20 protein-coding genes are annotated in these 21666 nt (G+C 71.6%); 10 read left to right on the plus strand and 10 right to left on the minus strand.

The features are described 5' to 3' along the window. Positions 1–13: 13 nt before the first annotated feature. The 5 genes from ACGF12_RS09295 (at position 14) to ACGF12_RS09315 (ending at position 4993) form a co-directional block, all read left to right on the plus strand. Complete coding sequence (locus tag ACGF12_RS09295; RefSeq protein WP_393027527.1) at positions 14–550, plus strand: helix-turn-helix domain-containing protein; 537 nt, start codon at positions 14–16, stop codon at positions 548–550. 169 nt (positions 551–719) lie between these two features. Next, positions 720–2123 carry a selenium-binding protein SBP56-related protein gene (locus ACGF12_RS09300; protein WP_393027529.1) on the plus strand — a complete coding sequence of 468 codons (1404 nt, stop codon included), beginning with the start codon at positions 720–722 and terminating at the stop codon, positions 2121–2123. A 368-nt stretch (positions 2124–2491) separates the two neighbouring features. Then, positions 2492–3013, plus strand: a complete 522-nt coding sequence (locus ACGF12_RS09305; protein ID WP_393027531.1) for a hypothetical protein — start codon at positions 2492–2494, stop codon at positions 3011–3013. Between the two features lie 4 nt (positions 3014–3017). Continuing rightward, positions 3018–4046: a peptidase gene (locus ACGF12_RS09310; protein ID WP_393027533.1), complete on the plus strand. Its 1029-nt coding sequence runs from the start codon at positions 3018–3020 to the stop codon at positions 4044–4046. 167 nt (positions 4047–4213) lie between these two features. Beyond that, complete coding sequence (locus ACGF12_RS09315) at positions 4214–4993, plus strand: hypothetical protein (RefSeq protein WP_393027535.1); 780 nt, start codon at positions 4214–4216, stop codon at positions 4991–4993. Positions 4994–5096: 103 nt separating this feature from the next. Here the strand turns inward: ACGF12_RS09315 and ACGF12_RS09320 are convergent, their stop codons facing one another. Both ACGF12_RS09320 and ACGF12_RS09325 read right to left on the minus strand, forming a co-directional pair. Continuing rightward, complete coding sequence (locus ACGF12_RS09320; RefSeq protein ID WP_393027537.1) at positions 5097–6008, minus strand: globin domain-containing protein; 912 nt, start codon at positions 6006–6008, stop codon at positions 5097–5099. Between the two features lie 113 nt (positions 6009–6121). Then, positions 6122–7015, minus strand: a complete 894-nt coding sequence (locus tag ACGF12_RS09325; protein ID WP_393027539.1) for a helix-turn-helix domain-containing protein — start codon at positions 7013–7015, stop codon at positions 6122–6124. A 174-nt stretch (positions 7016–7189) separates the two neighbouring features. Between ACGF12_RS09325 and ACGF12_RS09330 the strand changes: the two genes are divergently transcribed. After that, entirely contained in the window at positions 7190–8266 is a 1077-nt protein-coding gene (locus ACGF12_RS09330) for an NAD(P)-dependent alcohol dehydrogenase (protein ID WP_393027541.1), read from the plus strand. Between the two features lie 150 nt (positions 8267–8416). Here the strand turns inward: ACGF12_RS09330 and ACGF12_RS09335 are convergent, their stop codons facing one another. The 3 genes from ACGF12_RS09335 to ACGF12_RS09345 form a co-directional block, all read right to left on the minus strand. Beyond that, positions 8417–8998, minus strand: a complete 582-nt coding sequence (locus ACGF12_RS09335; RefSeq protein ID WP_393027543.1) for a DUF6114 domain-containing protein — start codon at positions 8996–8998, stop codon at positions 8417–8419. Positions 8999–9000: 2 nt separating this feature from the next. Next, complete coding sequence (locus tag ACGF12_RS09340) at positions 9001–9657, minus strand: DUF6230 family protein (protein WP_393027545.1); 657 nt, start codon at positions 9655–9657, stop codon at positions 9001–9003. A gap of 137 nt (positions 9658–9794) precedes the next feature. Beyond that, positions 9795–10547, minus strand: coding sequence for a TetR/AcrR family transcriptional regulator (locus tag ACGF12_RS09345; RefSeq protein WP_393027547.1), 753 nt, complete (start codon positions 10545–10547; stop codon positions 9795–9797). 412 nt (positions 10548–10959) lie between these two features. Between ACGF12_RS09345 and ACGF12_RS09350 the strand changes: the two genes are divergently transcribed. Further along, a complete protein-coding gene (locus ACGF12_RS09350) occupies positions 10960–11631 on the plus strand; it encodes a Tat pathway signal sequence domain protein (RefSeq protein ID WP_393027549.1) in 672 nt (223 codons plus the stop codon). A 79-nt stretch (positions 11632–11710) separates the two neighbouring features. On the opposite strand, the gene ACGF12_RS09355 is transcribed toward ACGF12_RS09350, so the two are convergent. After that, positions 11711–12088 (minus strand): hypothetical protein, encoded by a 378-nt coding sequence (locus ACGF12_RS09355; RefSeq protein ID WP_393027551.1) that lies wholly within the window; start codon positions 12086–12088, stop codon positions 11711–11713. 174 nt (positions 12089–12262) lie between these two features. On the opposite strand from ACGF12_RS09355, the gene ACGF12_RS09360 reads away from it, so the two are divergent. After that, the gene (locus ACGF12_RS09360) at positions 12263–13153 is read left to right on the plus strand and encodes an AAA family ATPase (protein ID WP_393027553.1); all 891 of its coding nucleotides are present in this window, start codon (positions 12263–12265) and stop codon (positions 13151–13153) included. A gap of 2 nt (positions 13154–13155) precedes the next feature. After that, positions 13156–14574 carry a VWA domain-containing protein gene (locus tag ACGF12_RS09365; RefSeq protein ID WP_393027607.1) on the plus strand — a complete coding sequence of 473 codons (1419 nt, stop codon included), beginning with the start codon at positions 13156–13158 and terminating at the stop codon, positions 14572–14574. On the opposite strand, the gene ACGF12_RS09370 is transcribed toward ACGF12_RS09365, so the two are convergent. The 3 genes from ACGF12_RS09370 to ACGF12_RS09380 form a co-directional block, all read right to left on the minus strand. Continuing rightward, positions 14571–15536: an alpha/beta fold hydrolase gene (locus ACGF12_RS09370; RefSeq protein WP_393027555.1), complete on the minus strand. Its 966-nt coding sequence runs from the start codon at positions 15534–15536 to the stop codon at positions 14571–14573. The genes ACGF12_RS09365 and ACGF12_RS09370 overlap by 4 nt on opposite strands. A 182-nt stretch (positions 15537–15718) precedes the next feature. Further along, on the minus strand, positions 15719–19204 hold the full coding sequence (locus ACGF12_RS09375; protein WP_393027557.1) for a S8 family serine peptidase: 3486 nt from the start codon (positions 19202–19204) through the stop codon (positions 15719–15721). Positions 19205–19676: 472 nt separating this feature from the next. After that, positions 19677–20558, minus strand: coding sequence for a siderophore-interacting protein (locus ACGF12_RS09380; RefSeq protein ID WP_393027558.1), 882 nt, complete (start codon positions 20556–20558; stop codon positions 19677–19679). A gap of 81 nt (positions 20559–20639) precedes the next feature. Here ACGF12_RS09380 and ACGF12_RS09385 point away from each other — a divergent pair, with 81 nt between their 5' ends. Further along, positions 20640–21401, plus strand: coding sequence for a TetR/AcrR family transcriptional regulator (locus ACGF12_RS09385; RefSeq protein WP_393027560.1), 762 nt, complete (start codon positions 20640–20642; stop codon positions 21399–21401). Positions 21402–21420: 19 nt separating this feature from the next. On the opposite strand, the gene ACGF12_RS09390 is transcribed toward ACGF12_RS09385, so the two are convergent. After that, positions 21421–21618: a hypothetical protein gene (locus tag ACGF12_RS09390; protein ID WP_393027562.1), complete on the minus strand. Its 198-nt coding sequence runs from the start codon at positions 21616–21618 to the stop codon at positions 21421–21423. Positions 21619–21666 lie beyond the last annotated feature (48 nt).

Below are 21666 nucleotides of genomic sequence, written 5' to 3' on the forward strand. Positions count from 1 at the left end.
AGAAGGTTGGGCCATGGACTCCCTGGAACTGCTCGCCCACCCCATCCGGCTGCGGATCGTTCACGCGATGGGTGGCGGACGCCTGCTGACCACGACTCAGCTCTGCGCACGCATCCCCGACGCCTCCAAGGCCACCGTCTACCGGCACATCGACCTGCTGGTGGCCGGCGGCATCCTGGAGGTGGCCGAGGAGCAGAGGGTGCGAGGCGCGGTACAACGGCTCTACCGGCTGCACCAGGACCGGGCCGCCATCAGCCCCGAGACCATCCGATCACTGACCCCCGACGACCACCGACGGGCCTTCGCCACCGCGACGACGGCCCTGCTGGCCGAGTTCAACGCCTATCTCGACCGTGAGCAGGCCGACCCGGTGGCCGACCAGGTGGGCTACCGGCAGCACGCACTCTGGCTCAGCCCGGCGGAGCTGGATCAGCTGATCGGCGAGCTGCGTGCGGCCATCGTGACCAGGCTGGCCAACCGGCCGGGCCCCGAGCGGGTGCAGTACCTGCTCAGCCCGATCCACTTCCCGGTGGAACCCACGCCGTCGTGAGCCTTGCGCCCGAGAGCCGAAGTCGATCACCCGACGGTCCCGGCGATGCCGTTGCGCGCCCCGCACGGGGTAACCGTCCGCGCCTCCCGACCGCTTCTCGTGCGCCTGCTGTGCGCCGGTGTTCATGTGGAACGCTTCCCGGACGGACAAGGCGAGTTGGGGAGTTTGCATGCAGCACGGGCACACCGATCCGTCGCTCTACCGGTCGGCCGCGGAGGCGATCGCCGCACCGCCGGAAACGTTGGCGTACGTGGCCGGGTTCGACCGGTCGGCGCGGCAGCCGGACGCGTTGCTGACCGTCGACACGGATCCGGCGTCGGCGAGCTACGGGAAGGTGCTCAACTTCGCCGAACTGCCCACACTGGGTGACGAGTTGCACCACTTCGGCTGGAACGCCTGCTCCAGCGCCCTCGCGCACGCCTGCCACGAGAACCCGGAGCGGCGGTTCCTCCTTCTCCCGGGGCTCCGGTCGTCGCGGCTGCACGTGATGGACACCCGGCCGGACCCGGTCCGTCCGCGCCTGGTCAAGACCGTCGAGGCGAAGGAGCTGGCCGCCAGGGCGGGCTATTCGCGCCCCCACACCCTGCACTGCGGACCGGACGGCGTGTTCCTGTCCTGCCTCGGGTCCGCCGAGGGCGCCGACGGGCCGGGCGGGGTGGCACTGCTCGACCACAGCACCTTCGAGGTGCTCCGCCCGTGGGAGACCGAGCGCGGTCCGCAGCACTTCGCGTACGACGTCTGGTGGCACCTCGGCACCGATGTCGGGGTGACCAGCGAGTGGGGCACCCCGTGGATGGTGGAGGACGGGGTGCTGCCCGAGCAGTTGCTGGCCCGCAAGTACGGGCACGCGCTGCACTTCTGGGAGTTGAGCACCGGGCGGCACCTGCAGCGGATCGATCTCGGGGACCAGTACCAGATGGTGCTGGAGCTGCGTCCCGCGCACGATCCGCAGGCGGAGTGGGGGTTCGCCGGGGTGGTGACGAATGTCGAGGACCTCTCCTCCTCGGTGTGGCTCTGGTACCGGGAGGGGCCCGCTTTCACCGCGCGCAAGGTGATCGAGATTCCCGCCGAGCCGGCCGCGGCGGAGCAACTGCCGCCCGCGTTGCGGCCGTTCGGGGCGGTGCCGCCGCTGGTGACGGACATCAACCTGTCGGTGGACGACCGCTGGCTGTACGTGTCGGCCTGGGGCACCGGCGAGTTGTTCCAGTACGACGTCTCGGACCCGTTCCACCCCCGGTTGGCCTCCTCCGTCCGGCTCGGCGGGGTGGTGGCCCGCACGCCGCACCCGGCGGAGCCGAGCCGGCCGTTGAGCGGGGCGCCGCAGATGGTGGAGATCAGCCGGGACGGGCGGCGGCTGTACCTGACGAACTCCCTCTACGGCGCCTGGGACGACCAGTTCTACCCGGACGGCATCGAGCCGTGGATGGTCAAGCTGGACGCCGATCCCGAGGCCGGCGGACTGAGCATCGACGAGCGGTTCTTCCCGCACGGCGACGACTTCCGGGGCCTGCGCGTCCACCAGACGCATCTGGCGGGTGGCGACGCCTCCTCCGACTCCTACTGCTACCGGTAAGCGGCCTACCGGTAGAGCACCTGGTCGTACCGGACCCGCACGGATCGGGCGTGAGCCGGGGTACTGCGTCGCGTAGGTGTCCGCGACGCGGTCAGGCCCGGGCCGCAGGACAGTGGACGGCGCGATGGCCTCGTCCCCATCAGGGGGCGAGGCCATCGGCGTTGGTGACGGTCGGCCGCAGGCGCATCCGGCGGCAGCGGGGGCCGGTTCGGTGGCCTGCTTCACTCCGGCTGAAATCTGGCCATTCGTGTGGCGGAACGCGGCGCGCGTCGGCTTGTGTGAACAGGCCGCAACCGTTTGTCTGAGTCGCGTCAATCACCAGGTCCGCCGTCAGCCGGGATGCCCGCTGACGGGTAGCCACTCCGGGAGTGATCGTGCGCACACGAATCCTATCTGTCGCGGCCGCAGCCGCTCTCCTCGCCCTGGTCCAGCCAGGCCTCGCCACCGCGAAGGACGACCCCAGCACCGCGGTCACGTTCGTCGTCACGTCCGGCGCACTGACGCTTTCGGTACCGGCCAGCGCCGCCCTCGGCTCGGGAGCGCCCGGCACCACGATCAGCGCGCCGATCGGCGCCTGCAGCGTCGTCGACGACCGCGCCCTCGTCTCGGCCTCCTGGACGGTGACCGCGGCGGAGACGGACTTCGTGAACGGCGCGCAGACGATTCCCGCCACCGACGCCACCTACACGGTCGGGACGGTGACGACGACCGGCACCATTACCGTCACCGGAACGAACGTGACGCTGAGCAACTCCGCGCAGACGGTGGTCACCGGGACCGCCGGCGTCGGAGACAACACCGCGACCTGGGACCCGACGGTCGCCGTCAACGTGCCCGCCGGCGCCGTCGGCGGAATCTACAACGGAATGCTGACCCAATCCGTTGCCTGACGGAATGAAGGGTGCGCGACGGCACTGGGTCCTCCTACTGATGCTGGCCTTCGTGCAGGCCGCCGGGGTGATGCCGGCGGCGGCGCACGGGGCGCCCGGGGCACCGTCCCCCCAGGACCCGGCTGCGGGCAGGGCCATCAGCATCAAGCTGCTCGACGCTCCGGAAAGCCGCCGCGCCGATCCCAGAGCGCATGCCTACATCGTCGACCACGTTACACCCGGCTCGACCATCGAGCGGCGGGTGGAAGTCACCAACAAGTCGTCCACACCGATGCACGTCAACGTCTACGCCGCGGCAGCCACCATCGCGAAGGGTGAGTTCACCTTCGCGCCGGAGCACACCCCCAACGAGCTGACCGGCTGGACATCACTCGACACGACGGGCCTGGATCTGGCGGCCTCCGAAACGGCGCGGGTCCGCACCACCATCCAGGTACCCAGGGACGCCGCCGCCGGGGAGCGGTACGGCGTCATCTGGGCGCAGACGGGCAACCCCACGGACCGCTCGCACACTCTGACGGTGCTGGGCCGGGTGGGCGTCCGCATGTACGTCGACGTCGGTCCCGGTGGCGAGCCACCCTCGGACTTCAGGATCGAGCGGCTCTATCCGACCCGGTCCCGCGACGGGCGGGAAGAGGTTCGCGCCCGGATCCACAACACGGGGGGCCGTGCCCTGGACATCAGCGGGGCACTCTCCCTCCTCGACGGGCCGGGCGGACAGCACGCCGGACCGTTCTCGGCCGCCAAGACGGGCACCACACTGGGTCCGGGCGACCGTGGGGAGGTGGTCGTCCCGCTGGACGCACCGCTGCCGAACGGCCCGTGGACAGCGGAGCTCGCACTCAGAAGCGGCCTGGTCGAGCACACCACCCGCGCCACCATCACCTTCCCGACGACCCCCGGCAGCATCGGAGCGGTCGCCGCGGTCGCCCAGGAAGAGGACTTCCCCACCCCCGCGGTCGCCTGGCTTTCAGCCCTCGCCCTCGCCGCCCTATGCCTTCTACTCTCCAGGTTCCTCCGGCGCCGCCGATGACCACACCAACCAAGTCCCGCCCCCACAGGCGCGTTTGTCGACCCTGTGCGCTCGCCACGATCACCGTCGTGCTGTATTCGCGAGCCCACCCACGAATGCTTAAAGTAATGTCCATGTCACGATGAGTATCTACGGCTTGTTATCGACGGCTGGGAGCGGAGATGTCGGTGTTCAGACATGAGAGAGGGCGGGCCGGAGCAAGCCGCGGCACGGGCGGCACGTTTCGACTGTGGCTGAGGGCGCGGGCCCGCGCGGCGGGGGCGGTCACGCTGACCGGGCTGGCCGTCCTGGCAATCGTCCTGGCCACGACCTGGACCGCCACGATTCAACCCACCTACGTCGCCCAGGTCAACGACGGGGTGGTGCCGATGATCGACACCTTCGCCACCACCGGCCTCACCAAACCCAGCGGCGCCGCCACCGCTGGCGCCGTCAGGGCCAGCGGTACCGGCAGTACCAGCCTCACGTTTACGGTCATCCCAGTCAGCCTGACCATCGCCAAGAGTCACACGGACCCCTTCATCCGGGGCGAGGACGGCGTTTACACCATCACTGTGGGCAACCTCGCGACGGCCAGCCCCACCAACGGCACCCCGGTCACCGTCCACGACACCCTCCCCGAAGGCCTTCGGGCCGACAGCATCACCGGTGCGGGATGGAACTGCGTTCTGGCCACCCTCACCTGTACACGCAGCGACATCCTGCCTGCCGGGCAGAGCTACCCGCCCATCACCCTGACGGTCGACGTCTCCTGCCACGCCCGTGAGCAGGTCACCAACACCGCTACCGTCACTGGAGGCGGTGACACCACCACCCACACCGCCACCGACCCCACCACGATCAAGCGCCACGGGCACGACGACGACGGGCACGGCGGGCACGACGGGCACGGCGGGCACGGCCACGACGGGCACCATGACCACTGCGAAAACAACGACCACTGGTAACACTCAGCCCGCGTGGACGTAGCGGGAGGTGGTGAAGGTCCTCCGTCTCTGGAGCGGACCTCCACCACCTCCCGCGCCAGTACCCGGCCAGCCCACCGCATGATCAAACAGTGCCTTCGACCCCTCCGTATGTGCCGTCCACGTCGGGCAGCAGGCCGCCGCGCGGCGGTCCGAGGCGCAGCCGGTCGCCGACGGCGGTGTGCTCGACCAGGGCCGCGCTGACGCCGCCGGGACCGGTGCGGCGGACGTGGAACTCCACCTCGTCGTCGGCGCGCGGGGCGCGGCCCATCGAGTACTGCCGCCAGGTGTGCGGCAGCGCGGGGTGCTCGACGGTGCCGTACTGTCCGGCGCGGTAGGGGTAGGGCTCGCCGGTGCGCACCCGCAGGACGGCGAGGTCGGGGCGGCGGCGTTCGTGGCCGGTGACCACGGCGCGCCAGTACGGGGGTTCGGTGAGCGCGGAGTCGGCGCCGGCGACCATCGCGCCGACGGCGAAGCGCAGCATCCGCACCCAGGCGGCTTCCAGCTCCTCGGTCCAGCGCTCGCCAGCCCGGTGCCGGAGAGCCGCGCACAGAGCCTCTTCGAAGGCCTCGTAGTGGACCGGTCGGACGCCCAGTTTCCGGTGCTCACGGCCTAGTTGACTGAGCGTCCGGTGGAGTTCGGCGGGGCGGTGCAGGTGGCCGATCAGGTGGTGGAAGATCCGTTCCAGGTGGGTCTGCTGGAACTCCATCGAGGCGGGGAAGAGCGGTCGCAGGTAGGGGCGGCGGCGGAACATGACCGCGTAGAGGTGGTCGATCAGCTCCGCGAGCGGGGCGACCAGGTCGAGGTCGCGCCGGATCAGGTACTGGTCTCTCGCGCCGTCGTAGCCCTCGCCGCCGCCGATGCCGTGGTCGGCTCCGGATCCGGGCCCCGACGGCGAGGCGGGGGTGAGGAGTTGGCGCCGCAGTCGCATCGCGTGGTGGCGGGCGATCAGACGGTCGTACTCGGCGGTGGCGGTGGCCCTGCTGCTGTTGTCCATGACCTGCCCAGTCAACTGCCGCCCACCGGGCGCGAGAAGGGCCGATCGCCCCGGGCGGACCCGGGACCATCGGCCCTGCATCGACGAACCGGTCGACGAACCGGTCGAAACGCCTATCGGCGCTGCTCGGCGGTCCGCTCGGCCGCGTCCGCGGACTCCGCGCGCAGCTCGGTGGCCGCCCAACTGGCCAGCAGCCGAAGGGACTCGGCGGAGGCGGAGCCCGGTTCGGCGTGGTAGGTGACCAGTACCTGGTCGCCGTCCCCGGCCGGGCGCAGCGTCTCGTACTGCAGGGTGAGCCGGCCGACCACCGGGTGGTGCAGGTGCTTGGTGCCGTGGCCCTTGTCCTGGATCTGGTGGGTGGCCCACAGGCGACGGAAGTCATCGCTCTTGACGGAGAGTTCGCCGATCAGCGAGGCGAGCCGGGGGTCGTCCGGGTCGCGCCCGGCATCCAGCCGCAGGATGCCGACCACGTCGGTGGCCTTGGTCTCCCAGTCCTGGTAGAGCTCGCGCGCGGCCGGGTCGAGGAAGACGTGCCAGGCCATGTTGCGCTGCTCGGGCAGCATCGTGGCGAAGTCGCCGAGCAGGGCGGTGCCGAGCCGGTTCCAGGCGATGATGTCCAGCCGCCGCCCGAGCACGTACGCGGGCACGCCCTCCATCGCGTCCAGCAGCTGCTGCAGCGCGGGCCGGACCCGCTGCGGACGGGCGGCGGCGCGGCCGGCGCGGCGGCGGGCGGGCTTGGTGAGCCGGCCGAGGTGGTCGCGCTCGGCGGGGCTGAGCCGCAGTACCCGGGCGATGGCATCGAGGACGGCGGTGGAGACGTTCTCGCCGTGGCCCTGTTCGAGCCTGGTGTAGTAGGCGGTGCTGACTCCGGCCAGCTGGGCCAGCTCCTCGCGGCGCAGTCCGGGTACCCGCCGGCGGGTGGTGGTGTCCGGCAGGCCCACGTCCTCGGGCCGCAGCCGGGCGCGGCGGGATCGGAGGAACTCGCTGAGTTCGGTGCGCTGGTCCATGACTGCAGTATGCGGGCGATCCGACGCGCCCGGGTGCGGGTGAGGGTGATACTGCGGTGCGTAGGTTCCGCTGTCCTACGTTCCGCTTCCCTACGCGCCGCTGTCGTACGCCCCGCCTTCGTACGACGATCTCTGGTCTGGTTGGCCTTCCGGCGCCGTCGCAGTCTTGTGGTCATGACGAACGAGACCACGCAGAACGCCGCCACCCGCACCGTCGCCGCCTACGCGGCTCAGCAGCCCGACGCCCCGCTGGCGAGGACCACCGTCACCCGCCGGGCCGTCGGCGAGCACGACATCGTGATCGACATCAAGTACTCCGGCATCTGTCACTCGGACATCCACCAGGTCGGCGAGGACTGGGGCACCGGGATCTTCCCGATGGTCCCGGGCCACGAGATCGCCGGCGTGGTCAGCGAGGTCGGCCCGGGCGTCACCCGCTGGAAGGTCGGCGACCGGGTCGGGGTCGGCTGCTTCGTCGACTCCTGCCGGGAGTGCGACAACTGCAAGGCCGGCCTGCAGCAGTACTGCACCGGTGAGGGCGGCGCCGTCTTCACCTACAACGCCATGGGCAAGGACAGCCTGCCGACCTACGGCGGCTACGCCGCGGAGCTGGTGGTGGACGAGGCGTACACGCTGGGCATCCCCGACAGCCTGCCGCTGGACGCCGCCGCGCCGCTGCTGTGCGCGGGCATCACGCTGTACTCGCCGCTGGCGCACTGGGGCGCCGGCCCCGGCAAGAAGGTCGCGATCGTGGGCCTCGGCGGCCTCGGTCACATGGGCGTGAAGATCGCCCACGCGATGGGCGCGGAGGTCACCGTGCTCAGCCAGTCGCTGCGCAAGCGCGAGGACGGTCTGAAGCTCGGCGCCGACCACTACCGGGCCACCTCCGACCCGGCGACCTTCAGCGAGCTCGCGGGCAGCTTCGACCTGATCGTCAACACGGTCTCCGCCGACCTCGACCTGAGCGCCTACGTGAGCCTGCTGCGCACCGACGGCACCCTGGTGCAGGTCGGCATGCCGGAGAAGCCGGTCACGCTGCACCCGTACCCGCTGGCCACCGGGCGCCGCTCGCTGGCCGGTTCGATGATCGGCGGGCTGCCGGAGACCCAGGAGATGCTGGACTTCTGCGGTGAGCACGGCATCGGCGCCGAGATCGAGGTGATCCGGGCCGAGCAGATCAACGAGGCGTACCAGCGGCTGCTGGCCGGCGACGTCCGGTTCCGCTTCGTGATCGACGCCTCGACCATCTGAGCCTCGGCCATCCGAGCCTCGACCGCCTGATCCGCCGACCGGTTGATCGGGCGACCAGTTGATCAGGCGACCGACCGGCGCCACGCCCCGCGCCCTGGTGCTCTCCCATCACCAGGGCGCGGGGCGCCGCCGTTGATCCCCTGCCGGGGGTCAGACCCCCGCCGCCCCGGCCCCGGCCGCCGCCCGGCGCTCCGCGCGCCGGTCCTCCCGCCGCTGCCGTCCGCGGCGCAGCGGCTGGTCGGGCAGCCAGCCGAAGGTCAGACAGGCACCCACCACCCCGAGCAGCATCCCCATCAGGAAGCCGCCCAGGTTGGAGGTCACCCAGCTGGCCAGCGAGGCGAGCACGGCGAGGACGGAGTAGAACAGCCGCTGCGCCGGGTTGAACAGGATCAGCAGGCCGCACAGCACCATCACCACCGGCACCAGGTACCCCGCCAGCCCGGCCATCCCGATGTGCAGGAGGACGGGCAGCGGGGCCCACAGCGTGAACAGGATCTCGGCGCCGCCGAGCGTGACCAGCAGCCCGCCCCAGAACGGTCGCCCGCCCCGCCAGTCGCGCCGCACCGGGCCCCCGGCGGGCGCGGCCTCCGATGCCGGGGCGACGGCGGCCGGAGCGGCGGGTGCGGGCGTGGCCGCGGCGGGCGCGGCGCCCGTCCCCTCGGCCGCCACCCCCTCGGGCCGCGGCACGTCGCCCTCGCCGGTTCCGGTCGGCTCCGGTACGGACTCCGTCATGGTCAGCAGCCCTTGGAGCTGAAGCTCAGCCGCAGGTTGGGCAGTTTGAACCCGACGGCTGTGCTCGCGTAGTTGTGCTGCTTGAGGTGCGTCAGCTGGACGTGGTCGGCCTGCTGGCCGAAGACACCCCGGCCGCCCTTGCCGATGTCGCCGGCCTTGTCGAAGGTGCTGGCGTCGCCACCGATCTCGATGTTCTTGAACTCCGCGTCGCCGGACAGCAGGTCGGAGTCGGTGGTGAGGTCGGAGGCGGAGACCGGGGTGCCGTTGTCGCCGGCGTGGATCACCAGGTTGACGCCGCCGAGGTCGACGCTCTGGCAGAGGTTGGTGATCTCGGCGGTCTTGATCGCCGACACCGCGACCAGCACCTGGCCGCCGGTGTTCCCCTTGTTGGGGCTGTTGGGGATCATGTGGTCCAGCGCGCCGAACTGCGCGAAGCCGTCTCCGTCGAGCTTGTCCGCGGTGATCGTGAACGGCATGCCGGAGATGGAGAACTGCGCGGCGAGCACGCCCTGGGCGGTGAGGGTCATCAGGATGCCCCCGACCGCGACGGCCGGTACCGCCATCAGGACCGAGCGCTTCAGCCGTACCCGGCCTCTTCTCGCCCCGGTCGGCGTCTGCGGGGATTCCGCCGCGGCTGCGGCGTCCTCGGACATGGCCATGTGTGCTCCCTGTCGATGGATTGGGTGTGCAGGCACTGGCACGTTGCCCTGGCGCGGACAGCGTTGCGCATCCCGACCGGGCCGTCCGCCCCTCGGCAGCGGGGCGGGCTCGGTCGGAGCGCGAAGTAACTGGGAAGCTACTGCCCGGTATTGGCCGGGTCAATACGGGTGCACGAAGGATCTTCACCAATCCCGACCCCGAGCCGCGCGGCCGCCTGCGCCGGACCGAGAAAGGGAGCGAGGCAGAACAGGCTCAACACCGGTAGCAGTTCCGGCAGTTGATCGGTGCGGCCGGAGTCGATCCGGCGGTAGACCGCGCTGTAGACGCCGCCCACCACGGCGTCCACCATCTCCTGCACCCCCACTCCGCCCGGCAGTTGGGGCACCTCGGCGAAGAACGCCCGGAACCGGGTGAGGAGTTGGTCCCGCTCGCGCCGGCCGGCCGGCCCGACCGACTCGATCTCGATCACCGCCATGGTCGCGAAGGACGGTGTCCCGGCGAGGAGTTGGAGCATCGCGCCGAGCGCCTGGCGAATCCCCGCGCACCAGTCGGATTCGGCCGCGAAGGCCGCCGCCATCCGCCGGATCACCACCCCGGTGCCGTACCGGTGCGCGGCCAGGAAGGCGTCCTCCTTGCCACTGAACAGCTCGTAGAAGACCGGCCTGGTCACACCCGCCGCGCGGCAGATGTCGCTGACCGTGGCGTGCTGGTAGCCACGTTCGGCCACCGTCCGGACCAGCCCGTCCAGCAGCCGCTCGCGCTGGGTCGCGGCGACCACCCCGGCGGGCAGCCGGCGGGGGCCGGGCTTGATCGATCTGGCCGGATCCCGGCCGGTCCGGGCACCCGGCAGCAGGATCACCTCGGCACTCCGGAAGTGGTTCCGATCCATCCCAACTCCTGTGTCCTGTATTGACATTGACGGAAGACCGGGTTTACAACACTGGCAGGTTTCCAACCGGTGGGTGAGCAGGCCACCACCGGCCGACCTCCAGGGGCTCCGACGGCCCCGGGCCAGCCGCCCGGGGCTCGGGACCACGGCGGACCCTTGACCCGCGGCGGCGGCAGCCGCCGACGCGCACAACACCGCCCTACCACGCACAACGCACCTGCACACCGCCGTACCGCACGGGCGGGCCCGTGGCGCCGGGCCCGCCCGTGCCACGGTCCGCCGGAACCCTCGTACGCCGAAGCCCTCGGCCCGCCGGAGCCCTCGGTACGCCATCACCTCCCCCGCCGTGCACGCCACCACACCCGCACGCGGGGACTCCCCCACCCGTCTCCGCACGGAGAGAGGCACCCTCATGCGCATCCGTCGCACGCTCGCAGCCGCATCCCTCGCCGCCGTCGCCCTCACCGGTGCCGCCGTGGCACCGGCCCAGGCCGACGCCGCCGCCGTCCTGACCACCGGCAGCGCCTCCGGGCCGGCCGTCTCAGTCGGCGACACCCTCACCGCCAATCTGGCCTCCGGCACCGCCGCGACCTTCACCGACGGCCCCGGCAGCTCCAACGGCGTCAGCTGCGCCACCTCCTCCTTCTCCGCGACCGTGACGTCCAACCCGGCCGCCCCCGGCAGCGCGACCGAGCAGCTCAACAGCCAGTCCTTCGACTCCTGCACCTCCAGCGTCTTCGGCGTCATGGGCGTGCAGAGCGTCACCGCCACCAGCCTGCCGTACACCAACACGGTCACCTCCGGCTCCGGCAACAACGTCTCGCTCAACGGCGGCACCGCCGGCCCGGTGGGGATCACGGTGGTGCTGAACACCCTCCTCGGCAGCGTCGAGTGCGACTACCAGAGCCCCAACGGCATCTCCGGCTCCACCTCGAACAGCGGCAACACCATCGGCTTCGCCAACCAGCCGGCCAACCTGGTCTCCGGCCCGGGCCTGTGTTTCTCGACCGGCTACTTCAGCGCCAGCTACGGCCCGGTCACCGACACCTCGGCCCCGGGCAGCCCGGTCCTCTGGGTCAACTGACGGCCCGGCCACTGGACCTGCGCGAGCGGCGTACGGCGGGCAGCAGCCCGCCGTACGCCGCTCCACCGCGCCCGGGTGGCTACGGCTTGATGCAGAAGTACACCACCAGACCTGCGGTCAGGCTCAGCAGGATCTGCGCCATCATGGCCACCGGCATCACGTCCCGGTCCGACCTGCCCTCCCGCTTCGCCTCCATCAACCGCTGGGCGAGCTTCCGGCGGTGCCCGACGGCGCCCAACGCGAAGAACAGGATCGCCGTGGAGAACATGGACAGCGCGTCGGCCGGATCCATCCCCTTGATCTCGTAGTGGCCCAGCAGGACCAGCGCCCCGCCGAACGGCGCCAGCGCCGTCATGATCCGGTACTCCCGCGTGGGCATGGACGGCACCCAGATCGCCCAGAACACCGCCGTCACCAGGACGGCGATCCACCACCAGGTGGCCACACTCAGCCCCAATGGCGTCATCTCCCCTACCCCCCAGTTCACAAAGGACGTTCGCTCACGCACGTCCACCACCGAGCACCCTAGCCACGCGTCCGGACCCCGGGGCCGGCGACCCCCGAGACAAGCAAGTGACCGGCCGGTAGGGTGACGCCGCACGGACACGGCGAACCGGAACGGGGCAGGCAGATGGCCAGCGGCAGCAGCGCGAACGGCGACGGCACGGGGTTCTTCGCGTCAGTGGCGGACACCGCCGACCGACTCGCCGCGACCGGGTACCTGGCCTCCACCGCCGTGGCCACCACCGTCTTCCTCGCCGACCGGCTCGGCAAGCCGCTGCTGGTCGAGGGCCCGGCCGGGGTCGGCAAGACCGAACTCGCCAAGGCCGTGGCCGAACTCGGGCAGGCCCGGCTGGTCCGGCTGCAGTGCTACGAGGGCATCGACGAGGCCCGCGCGCTCTACGAGTGGAACCACGCCAAGCAGCTGCTGCGGATCACCGCCGGCCGCGACGAGGGCTGGGACCAGGCCCGCAGCGACATCTTCGGCGAGGAGTTCCTGCTCACCCGCCCGCTGCTCACCGCCATCCGCGGCGAGGAGCCTACCGTGCTGCTGATCGACGAGATGGACAAGGCCGACGTCGAGGTCGAGGCGCTGCTGCTGGAGGTGCTCAGCGACTTCCAGGTGACCGTCCCCGAGCTCGGCACCATCACCGCGAGCCGCCGCCCCTTCGTGCTGCTCACCTCGAACGCCACCCGCGAACTCTCCGAGGCCCTGCGCCGCCGCTGCCTCTTCCTCCACCTCGACTACCCGGACGCCGAGTTGGAGCGCCGGATCGTCCGGCTCAAGGTGCCCGGCCTGGACGACACGCTGGCCGCCTCCCTGGTCCGGGTGGTCGGCGCACTGCGCGCGATGGAGCTGCGCAAGGCGCCGTCCGTCGCCGAGACCATCGACTGGGCCCGCACCCTGCTCGCCCTCGGCGCGGACACCCTGGACGAGACGGTCGTCCAGGACACCCTCGGGGTGATCCTCAAGCACCAGGACGACGTCCGGAAGGCCACCCAGAAGCTCACCCTCGCGTGACCGTGCAGCCGGCCGACACCGCGGCCCGACTGACCGGCCTGGTCCGCGCCCTGCGCGGGCACGGCCTGCGGATCGGACCGGCCGAGACGGTGGACGCCGCCGCCGTGCTCGACGTGCTCGGCTTCGCCGACCGCGAGCAGATGCGGGCCGGCCTGGCCGCCGCCCTGCTGCGCTCGGACGGCCAACGGGCGGTCTTCGACGCCTCCTTCGACCTGTTCTTCCCGCTCGGCGTCGGCACCCCCGAGGCCCTGCGCACCGACCCGCCGCCACTGCCGGACGACCCCGAGCCGCCGCGCTTCGGCCGCCCCGACCCGCTCCGCGACCAGCTGCGCGAGCGCCTCGCCGCCGCCCTGGCCGCCGACGACCGGGCCGCCCAGGCCAGGCTGGCCGGCGAGGTGGTCGAGGCCTTCGGCCGGTACGGCACCGGGAGCACACCGGGATCGGACGGCTGGTCCGCCCACCAGGCGCTCGGCCGCCTCTCCCCCGAGACCCTGCTGGCCCGGATCCTCGCCGCCCTGCGCGAGAACCCCGGACCGGCGGACCTCTCCGACCGCGTCCTCGCCGACGAGATCCGCCGCCGCATCCGGGACTTCCGCGCCCAGGTCACCGGCGAGGCCCGCCGCCGGGTCGCCGAACTGCGCGGCGCCGAGCGGATCGCCGAACGCGCCGTCGCCCCCACCGCCGACCGGATCGACTTCCTCTACGCCGGCCGCGAGCAGCTCGCCGAACTACGGTGCACCGTCCACCCGTTGGCCCGCAAGCTGGCGACCCGACTGGCCGCCCGGCGCCGCCGCGCCGCCCGCGGGCAGATCGACCTGCGCCGCACCCTGCGCCGCTCGCTCGGCACCGGCGGGGTGCCGCTGCGCCCGGCGTACCGGCTGCGCCGACCGGCTCGGCCGGAGCTGGTGCTGCTGTGCGACGTGTCCGGCTCGGTGTCGGGCTTCGCCGACTTCACCATGCTGCTGGTCCGGGCGATGAGCGAACAGTTCAGCAAGGTCCGGGTGTTCGCCTTCGTCAACCGCACCGCCGAGATCACCGACCTGCTCCGGGAGGACAGCGCCGACCCGGCCCGGCTGGCCACCCGGATCCTCGCCGAGGCCAAGGTGATGGGCTACCACGGCAACAGCGACTACGGCTCCGCCCTCGGCGAGTTCGCCGACCACCACCTGGACGCCGTCGGCCCGCGCACCTGCGTGCTGGTCCTCGGCGACGCCCGCAACAACCACCGCGACCCCAACCTGGACGCGCTGCGCCGGATCGCCGGCCGGGCCCGGCGGGTGTTCTGGCTCAACCCCGAACAACCTGCCCTCTGGCCGACCGGCGACTCCGCCGCGCTCGCCTACGCGGACCTCGTGGAGATGCACCCCTGCCGCAACGCCCGCCGCCTCGGCGAGCTGATCGCCCGCCTGCTGCCCGTCTAGTCGAGTGTCTTCAGGAAGTCCAGCAGCGCCTCGGTCACCTCGGCCGGGCGCTCCTGCTGCGTCCAGTGCCCGGTGTCCGGGAGCCGGACGTGCCGGTGCAGCCGGGGCGTCAGGTGCTCCAGCAGGTACGTCACCACCTCGGGCGCGATCATCGCGTTCACCAGGTCCTGCTCGCCGGCCACGTACAGCGCGGGCGCCTCGATCCGCCGGCCGGCGAACGCCGCCATCAGCTCGTTGTTCCGGTCGATGTTGCGGTACCAGTTGAGCCCGCCGGTGAAGGCGCGCTCCCCGTGCAGGGCGTAGTCGGCCGCGAACGCCTCGATGTCCGCCTCGGTGAGCCAGTCCGGCAGCCGTTCGGGCTCCGGGACGCTGTCCAGCAGACCCTGGCCCTCGGGGACCACCCACGGCCGCGGCTTGCCCTCGGGGGAGATGCCGCCGAGGATACGGCGGAAGCTGCTCCTCAGGTCGGCCGCCAGCTCGGCGTCGGCCCGGCCCGGCTGCTGGAAGTAGATCTGGTAGAAGCCCTCGCCGAAGTTCTCCCTGGCGGCGGCCAGCGGCCCCGGCCCGGCCGTCACCGGCGGCACGCTCAGCCCGGCCACCCCGCGCACCAGGTCCGGCCGCAGCGCGGCGGTGGCCCAGGCGACCGGCGCGCCCCAGTCGTGGCCGACCACCACGGCCCGCTCCTCGCCCAGCGCGCCGATCAGCGCGGTCACGTCCCCGACCAGGTGCAGCAGGGTGTACGCGTCCACGTCCTCGGGCTGCGAGCTGCGGGCGTACCCGCGCTGGTCAGGAGCGACCACCCGGTACCCCGCCTCGGCGAGCGGTGCGAACTGGTGCCGCCAGGAGTACCAGCTCTCCGGGAAGCCGTGCAGCAGCAGGACCAGCGGCCCCTCGCCCTGCTCCGCGAGGTGCAGCCGGACGCCGTTCACCTCGACGTGGCTGTGCTTGATCGCGTCGTTCAACTCCGCTCCCGGTTCGCTTCGATGGATCCGTTCGGTGGGTCCGTCCGACCCCCTGCCCAGCCCAACGCCCACGCAATCCCCGCGAATTCCCCTTCCGGCATGGACACGCGGAAAGCAGCCGAGGCCGCCCCGGGAATTCCGGGACGGCCTCGGCCTCAGCGGTGCGCTGAACTGATTGAGCGTCAGTTCACCGTGTAGCTGTACGGGATCGCCGCGAGCACCGAACCGGTGGTGCCCAGGCTGTTGTTGGCGGTCGGCGCGAAGGTCGGGCCGGACACCAGGTAGAGGATGCCCTTGACCGTGCTGCCCTTCGGGCCGGTCGGGGTCACGGTCACCTGCAGCGAGCCGGTGGCGCCCGGGGCGACGGTCACCGGGTTGGCGGCCGGAGCGGAGGCGTTGACACCGGAGGCGAACGGGTCACCGGTGCTGGAGGCCAGCGCCGGGTCGAACGCCAGGGTGTGCGCGCTGGCGGTGATGGTGGAGGTGCCGGCTGGCGCGGCGTTGTTGCCGAACGGGCCGATCTGCTGGACGAAGGTGCTCCAGGAGCCGGGGACGACCGGCTGCTCGGCGCTGCCCTTGTCGGTGACGACCGAGATGGTCGAGCCGTCCTGGGCCTTCTTCAGGTCACCGAACAGGTCCGGCGAGGCGGTGGTGCCGCTCAGCTCGATCTGCGCCGGCGTCGAGGACGCCGCCACGGCCTTGAGCTGGTCGGTGCCCGGGGGCACCAGGAAGCCGGGGACCGAGGAGGTGAGGCTCAGCGGCAGGTTGACCGAGGCCGAGGCGCCCTGCGGCACCAGCGGCAGGTCGACGCGCTTGTCGAGGCGGCCGTCGGCCGCGATGCGCTGGGTGGCCGCGGTGTTGTTGGTGTAGTTCACCTGGACGGTGACCGGCTTGCCGGCCGCCAGCTTGGTCTTCGCGTCGTTGGGCAGACCGGCCGCGGTGGCCTGGTTCTGGTTGAACGCGATGGTGCCGGTGAAGTCCTGGGCGAGCTCCTGGCCGCTGACCGGGCCGAGCACGTTCAGGACGAACCGCCAGTGGCCCTCGGCCGGGTCGACGGTGGTGGCCGAGACACCGTTGGAGGTGCCGGTCAGGTTACCCTGGGCGTCGAACAGCGCGTTGCCCTCGATGTCGATCGGGGTGCCGTTCGGGCTGATCAGCGCACCCTGCATGAGCAGGTTGGCGTCCTTGGCGACGGTGACGCCGACCCGCAGGTCCTTCTGGCCCTTCGGGACGTCGAAGCCGTAGGTGAAGCTCTGCGTCGGCGACTGGCCGCGGCCGTTGCCACCGGTGATGGTGCCGGTGAAGGTGCCGGTGCCGTTGGTGACCGGGACGAGGCTGCGCAGGATCACCGGAACGCTGGTGGTGTTGCCGTTCGAGCTGGAGACGGTGACCGCCTCGCTCGAGTCGCCGCTGGTCGCCGGGGTGGTGAGCTGGACCTTGAGGGTCTTGGTCTCACCGGGCTTCACGTCGGTGCTGTTCGGGCTCACCGCGCCGGCCGGAACCGCGCGCTGGGTGGAGGTGCCGAACTGGACGTCGCCGTTGTAACCGGCCTTGCCCGCCGGGGTGTACATGACCGCGGTCCACTCACCGGCGACCGGGTGCGGGACGTCCACCAGGCCGAAGTTGGCCGGGGTCGCGCCGCCCTGCGGACGGGTGTTGGTCTCGAAGCGGCCCGACGGGTCGAGCAGCGTCATGCGGACCACGGGGCCGTTGGTGACCGGGTTCGGGCCGCCGTGCCAGGCGATCGACGCCGCGAGGCGGTCGGCACCGGCCGGAACCGTGAACTTGACCTGCTTCTGCACCCAGTCGGCACCGTTGGTGGCGTACTTGAAGGTGTCCGTGGAGGCCGAGTCCATCTTGACGGTCTGCTGGTTGTTCGCCAGCGGCGCGAAGCTGCGGGTCGCGGCGCTCACCGTCTGGGTCTCGTCACTGGTGTTGGTGACGGAGATGTCGGCGGTGTGGGTCGAGCCGGGGGTGCCGGAGATGCTCAGCTGGCCGGTGTTGACCACGACGGTCTTGGCACCGTCGGTGCCGTCGCCGTCGTCGTAGCCGCGGGCGGCCTCGACGGCGGCCCGGACGTTCAGCAGACCGGCGCCCTGCTCCTCGGCCGGAACGCCGAGGTCGGTGGCGGTACCGGTGATGAACTTCTTCACCAGCGCCGGGGACGGCGAGTCGCCGCCGTGGGTGTCGCGGTAGGCCTGGATGACCAGGGCCGCGGCACCGGTGACGAACGGGGCGGCCTGGCTGGTGCCACCGAAGGGCTGGATGCCCGAGGGCTTGCCGTTGAAGTCGGTGCACTCGGTGTACTTGGTGGTGTCGGGGGTGCAGAGCGCCCAGTCCGACTCACCCGGGGCGACCAGGTCGACGGTCCGGCCGGCCTGGGTGAAGCCACCCGAGGACAGCGCGGAGATGCGGCTGTTGCTCCAGGTCTTGTTGGAGAACTTGGAGGCCGCGTAACCGGTCTGCTGGTAGTTCTGGTTGTCCGTCGAGGCACCGACCGCGATCACGTTCGGGTCGGTGGCCGGGGTGCCGATCGTCCCGCTCAGGCCCGCGTCACCGGAGGAGACGGAGACCGTGACACCGGCCTTGACGGCCTGGTCGTTGAAGAGCGAGATGGTGTCGTGCGCGCCGCTGTCCGGGGTGACGTTGCCACCGAAGGACTCGTTCAGCACGTCGACGTGGGCGACCCGCACCGCGTAGTCGATGGACTGCAGGATCGACGAGTTCGACATCATCTCGCCGCCGGCCTTCAGCGCGACCAGGTCCGCGTCCGGGGCGAGGCCCTTGATGCGGATGTTGCAGCCGGCCGGCAGCGGGTGCGAGGAGTTGACGAACTTGGAGACGTCGTAGGTCTGGCGACCCTGGGCGATGACCGCCGAGGCGTCGCCGAAGGCCTCGGCGGCGCCGGTCGGCGCACCCCAGCCGTCACCCGCGAAGTCCTGGTAGTCGACAACGGCGTGCGAACCGTCGGCCCGGATGAAGTCCGGGTTGTTCGGGTCGAGGCTGTCGGCGATGTAGGCGACCTTGACGCCCTTGCCGGTGGCCAGGTCGGCCGCGCCGGGCTGACCGTTGCCGGTCACGCCGCGCACCGAGTACAGGCCCTCCGGCTCCAGCAGCGGCTTGGAGGGGTCGGAGGGGCAGACCGCGTTGGTCGCGTTCTCCTCGGGCTGGCCGTTGCTGCCCGAAACGGCCTGCGGAGCGGCGTCGCTCTTGGCCGCACCGGCCGTGGCCTCGTCCGCGGTCTTCGCCTTGGTCGCGGCGATCGGGGCCACCTGGACCTGAGCGTCCGCCACCACGGTGGCGACCGCCGGGTCGGCCTGCAGCTTGGCGCGCAGCGCCGGGCTGACCGTGGCCGAGAAGGCGTTGCCGACCACGAAGCTCTTGATGTTGGTGCCGCCGTTGGCCTTGACCTTGTCCAGCAGCGGCGCCTGGGAGTTGGCGGTCTTCTGCTGGCGGTCGCCCAGGTGGCCGTGGTCGGCCGGGGCGTCCGCTATCTGGTCCTTCAGGATCACGATCACCGGTGCCGGCGCCCCGTCCGCGGACGCCGCCTGGGCGTTCTGCGGGTCCTGGAGCGGGGCTGCGTTGGCGATGGTCCCGAGAGTCAGGACCATGGACGCGGTGGTGACCGTGACGGCGGCTGCAAGCTGGGTCTTCCGCCAGCCGATCAATGGACATCCTTTCGTCTGATGAGACGTCAGGTTGCACGGCCCAGCGCACGCAGATCCTGGTCGGACGCACGGTTGCTCCGGACCGCGCGTCCCGACAGCGGTCGCATTCCAGCGCATCCGACACGACCACGACAAGGGGGGAAATCCCCATCAGAAAGTAAAAATGACCATCGGAAAGTAAAATTCACAGTATAAATCGCGCTGCGTCCGTCCCTTTTTCACCGATCAGAGCCGGTCAGTGACGGTCAAAACTGCCCGCTGCGGCGGCAAAAGTGCCGGTGGCGGACTCTCGACAGTGGCGGAACATCGCCACTGTCCATCCACTCGCCACCTGCCCGCTACCTACTTGTCGACACTTCGACCCTTCCTTCCCCGTCGAGCGCGATCGAAACAACGCGCAGCGACGAGGCCGTCCGGACAGCCGGGGAGTTCGTCCACACCCCCGGCCACCCGGGCGTTTCTGCGGGGAGTTTCACCGGGCGGCATTTCCCGAGGTGCTGTCAGGACCAGCCGCCAGCCGCTCCTGAGCGTCCGCCAGGTCCTCGGCGGTCGGCGCGTCGTCCTGGGTCAGCCGGTGGCGCCAGTACCCGGTGAAGTCGATGTCCGACTTCGGCACCCCCTGTTCCTCGATCAGGCAGCGGCGGATCGCCCGGACCGCCCCCGCCTCCCCGGCCAGCCAGACGAAGGGCTCACCCCCCGGCAGCACGGCGTCCCGGAACGCCTCGGTCAGCACGGTGCCCGGAGCCGCGCCGTCCCGGTACAGCCACTCCACCTCCAGGTCGGCGCGGCTCTCCAGCTCCTGACGTTCCGCCCGGTCGGCGACCTCGATCCACACGTACGCCCGCCCTCCCTCGGGCAGCGCCTCCAGCAGCGTCGCGATGGCCGGCAGCGCGGTCTCGTCCCCGGCCAGCAGCACCCAGTCGGCGTCCGCCGCGGCCTCGGCGAACGGCACCGGCGGGGCGTACAGCGCGGACGGCCCGACCATTCCGAGCCGGTCCCCCGGCGCGGCCCGCAGCGCCCAGCCGGCGGCCGGCCCGGTGTCGCCGTGCAGCACGAAGTCGATCTCGATCCGCCGGGTGCCCGGCTCCCGGCGGCGCAGGGTGAAGCTGCGCAGCAGCGGACGTTCGGCCTCGGGGATCGCCAGGTAGGCCTGGTACCAGCCCGTCGGGTCGTCCTGCGGCGCGGGCAGGACCGGCTCGCGCTGCCCGGGGCGGGGGAAGCAGAGCTTGAGCTGCTGGTCGGGCGCGGTGCCGACGGTGTCGGCCAGGGCCTCGGCCTCGAAGGTGACCCGGGCGGTGCGCGGCGTGATCCGGCGGACCGCCACGACCTCGACGAAGGTGACGGGCAGTGTCATCGCGAAACCCCTTCGATTGATAACCTTACGGCATAAAGAGTTGCCGCCGCGAGGATACTTTACGCCATAAGGAGATGTCGGATGACCGTCTACGCCGGGCAGGGCGACGCCCGCCGCTCGCTCGCCCTGCTCTGGGGCGCGCCCGAGGAACCGCGCACCGGACGCAGCGGCCCCAAACCGGGCCTGAGTGTGGACGCGATCGTGTCCGCCGGAATCACGGTGGCCGACGCCGAGGGCATGGCCGCACTGTCCATGCGCGCCGTGGGCGAACGGCTCGGCCGCACCGCGATGGCGCTCTACACGTACGTGCCCGGAAAGGCCGAACTGCTCGACCTGATGCACGACCGGGCGCTCGCCGAACTGCCGGTCGACCTACCGCTGTTGGACGGCTGGCGGGCCGCCGTCGAAGCCTGGGCCGAGCAGCTGTACGACTGCTACCTGCGCCACCCCTGGGTGCTCCAGGTCTCGCAGGCCCGCCCGGTGCTCGGACCGGCCGAACTGGCCGCGATGGAGGGCCTGTTGAGCGCCCTGCAACCCGCCGCACTCACACCGGGGCGGCTGCGCGGGGCCGTCGCCGCACTCTGGCAGTTCGTCCGCGGCATGGCCGCCACCACCGCCGACACACGCGGCGCGGCCGCCGCCACCGGCGTCACGGACGAGGACTGGTGGACCGCCCGATCCGCCCAACTCGCCGAGCTTGCACCGGACTTCCCGTCACGCTTCCCGCTGCTGACCGCACTGCAGAGCGCCACCGGCGGCGCACCCGAGGAGAGCGGCCGGGAGGCCTTCCGCACCGGTCTCGCGGTGCTGCTCGACGGCATCGCGGCCGGCGCACCCGGTTAAGGGCGGCGGGGGTCCCTGCTCAGTCGTGCCGGGCGGCGGGGATCGCCAGCAGCACGCCGAGCACCAGCAGCGTGACGTACCCGACGGTCTCGTGACCGTCCGGCACCAGGAAGCGGACGAAGCCGAACAGTCGGAAACCCCCGAGCCGGTCGGCCAGCAGGCCGGAGCCGCCGCCGAGGATCAGCACGAAACCGAGATAGCCGAGCAGGTTCTTCATACCCCAGAGCCTAGGAATCCGCGACCGCCGGTTCATCCGACTTTCGGC

The sequence above is a fragment of the Kitasatospora sp. NPDC048296 genome (assembly GCF_043201815.1).
In the GTDB taxonomy this organism is placed as follows: domain Bacteria; phylum Actinomycetota; class Actinomycetes; order Streptomycetales; family Streptomycetaceae; genus Kitasatospora.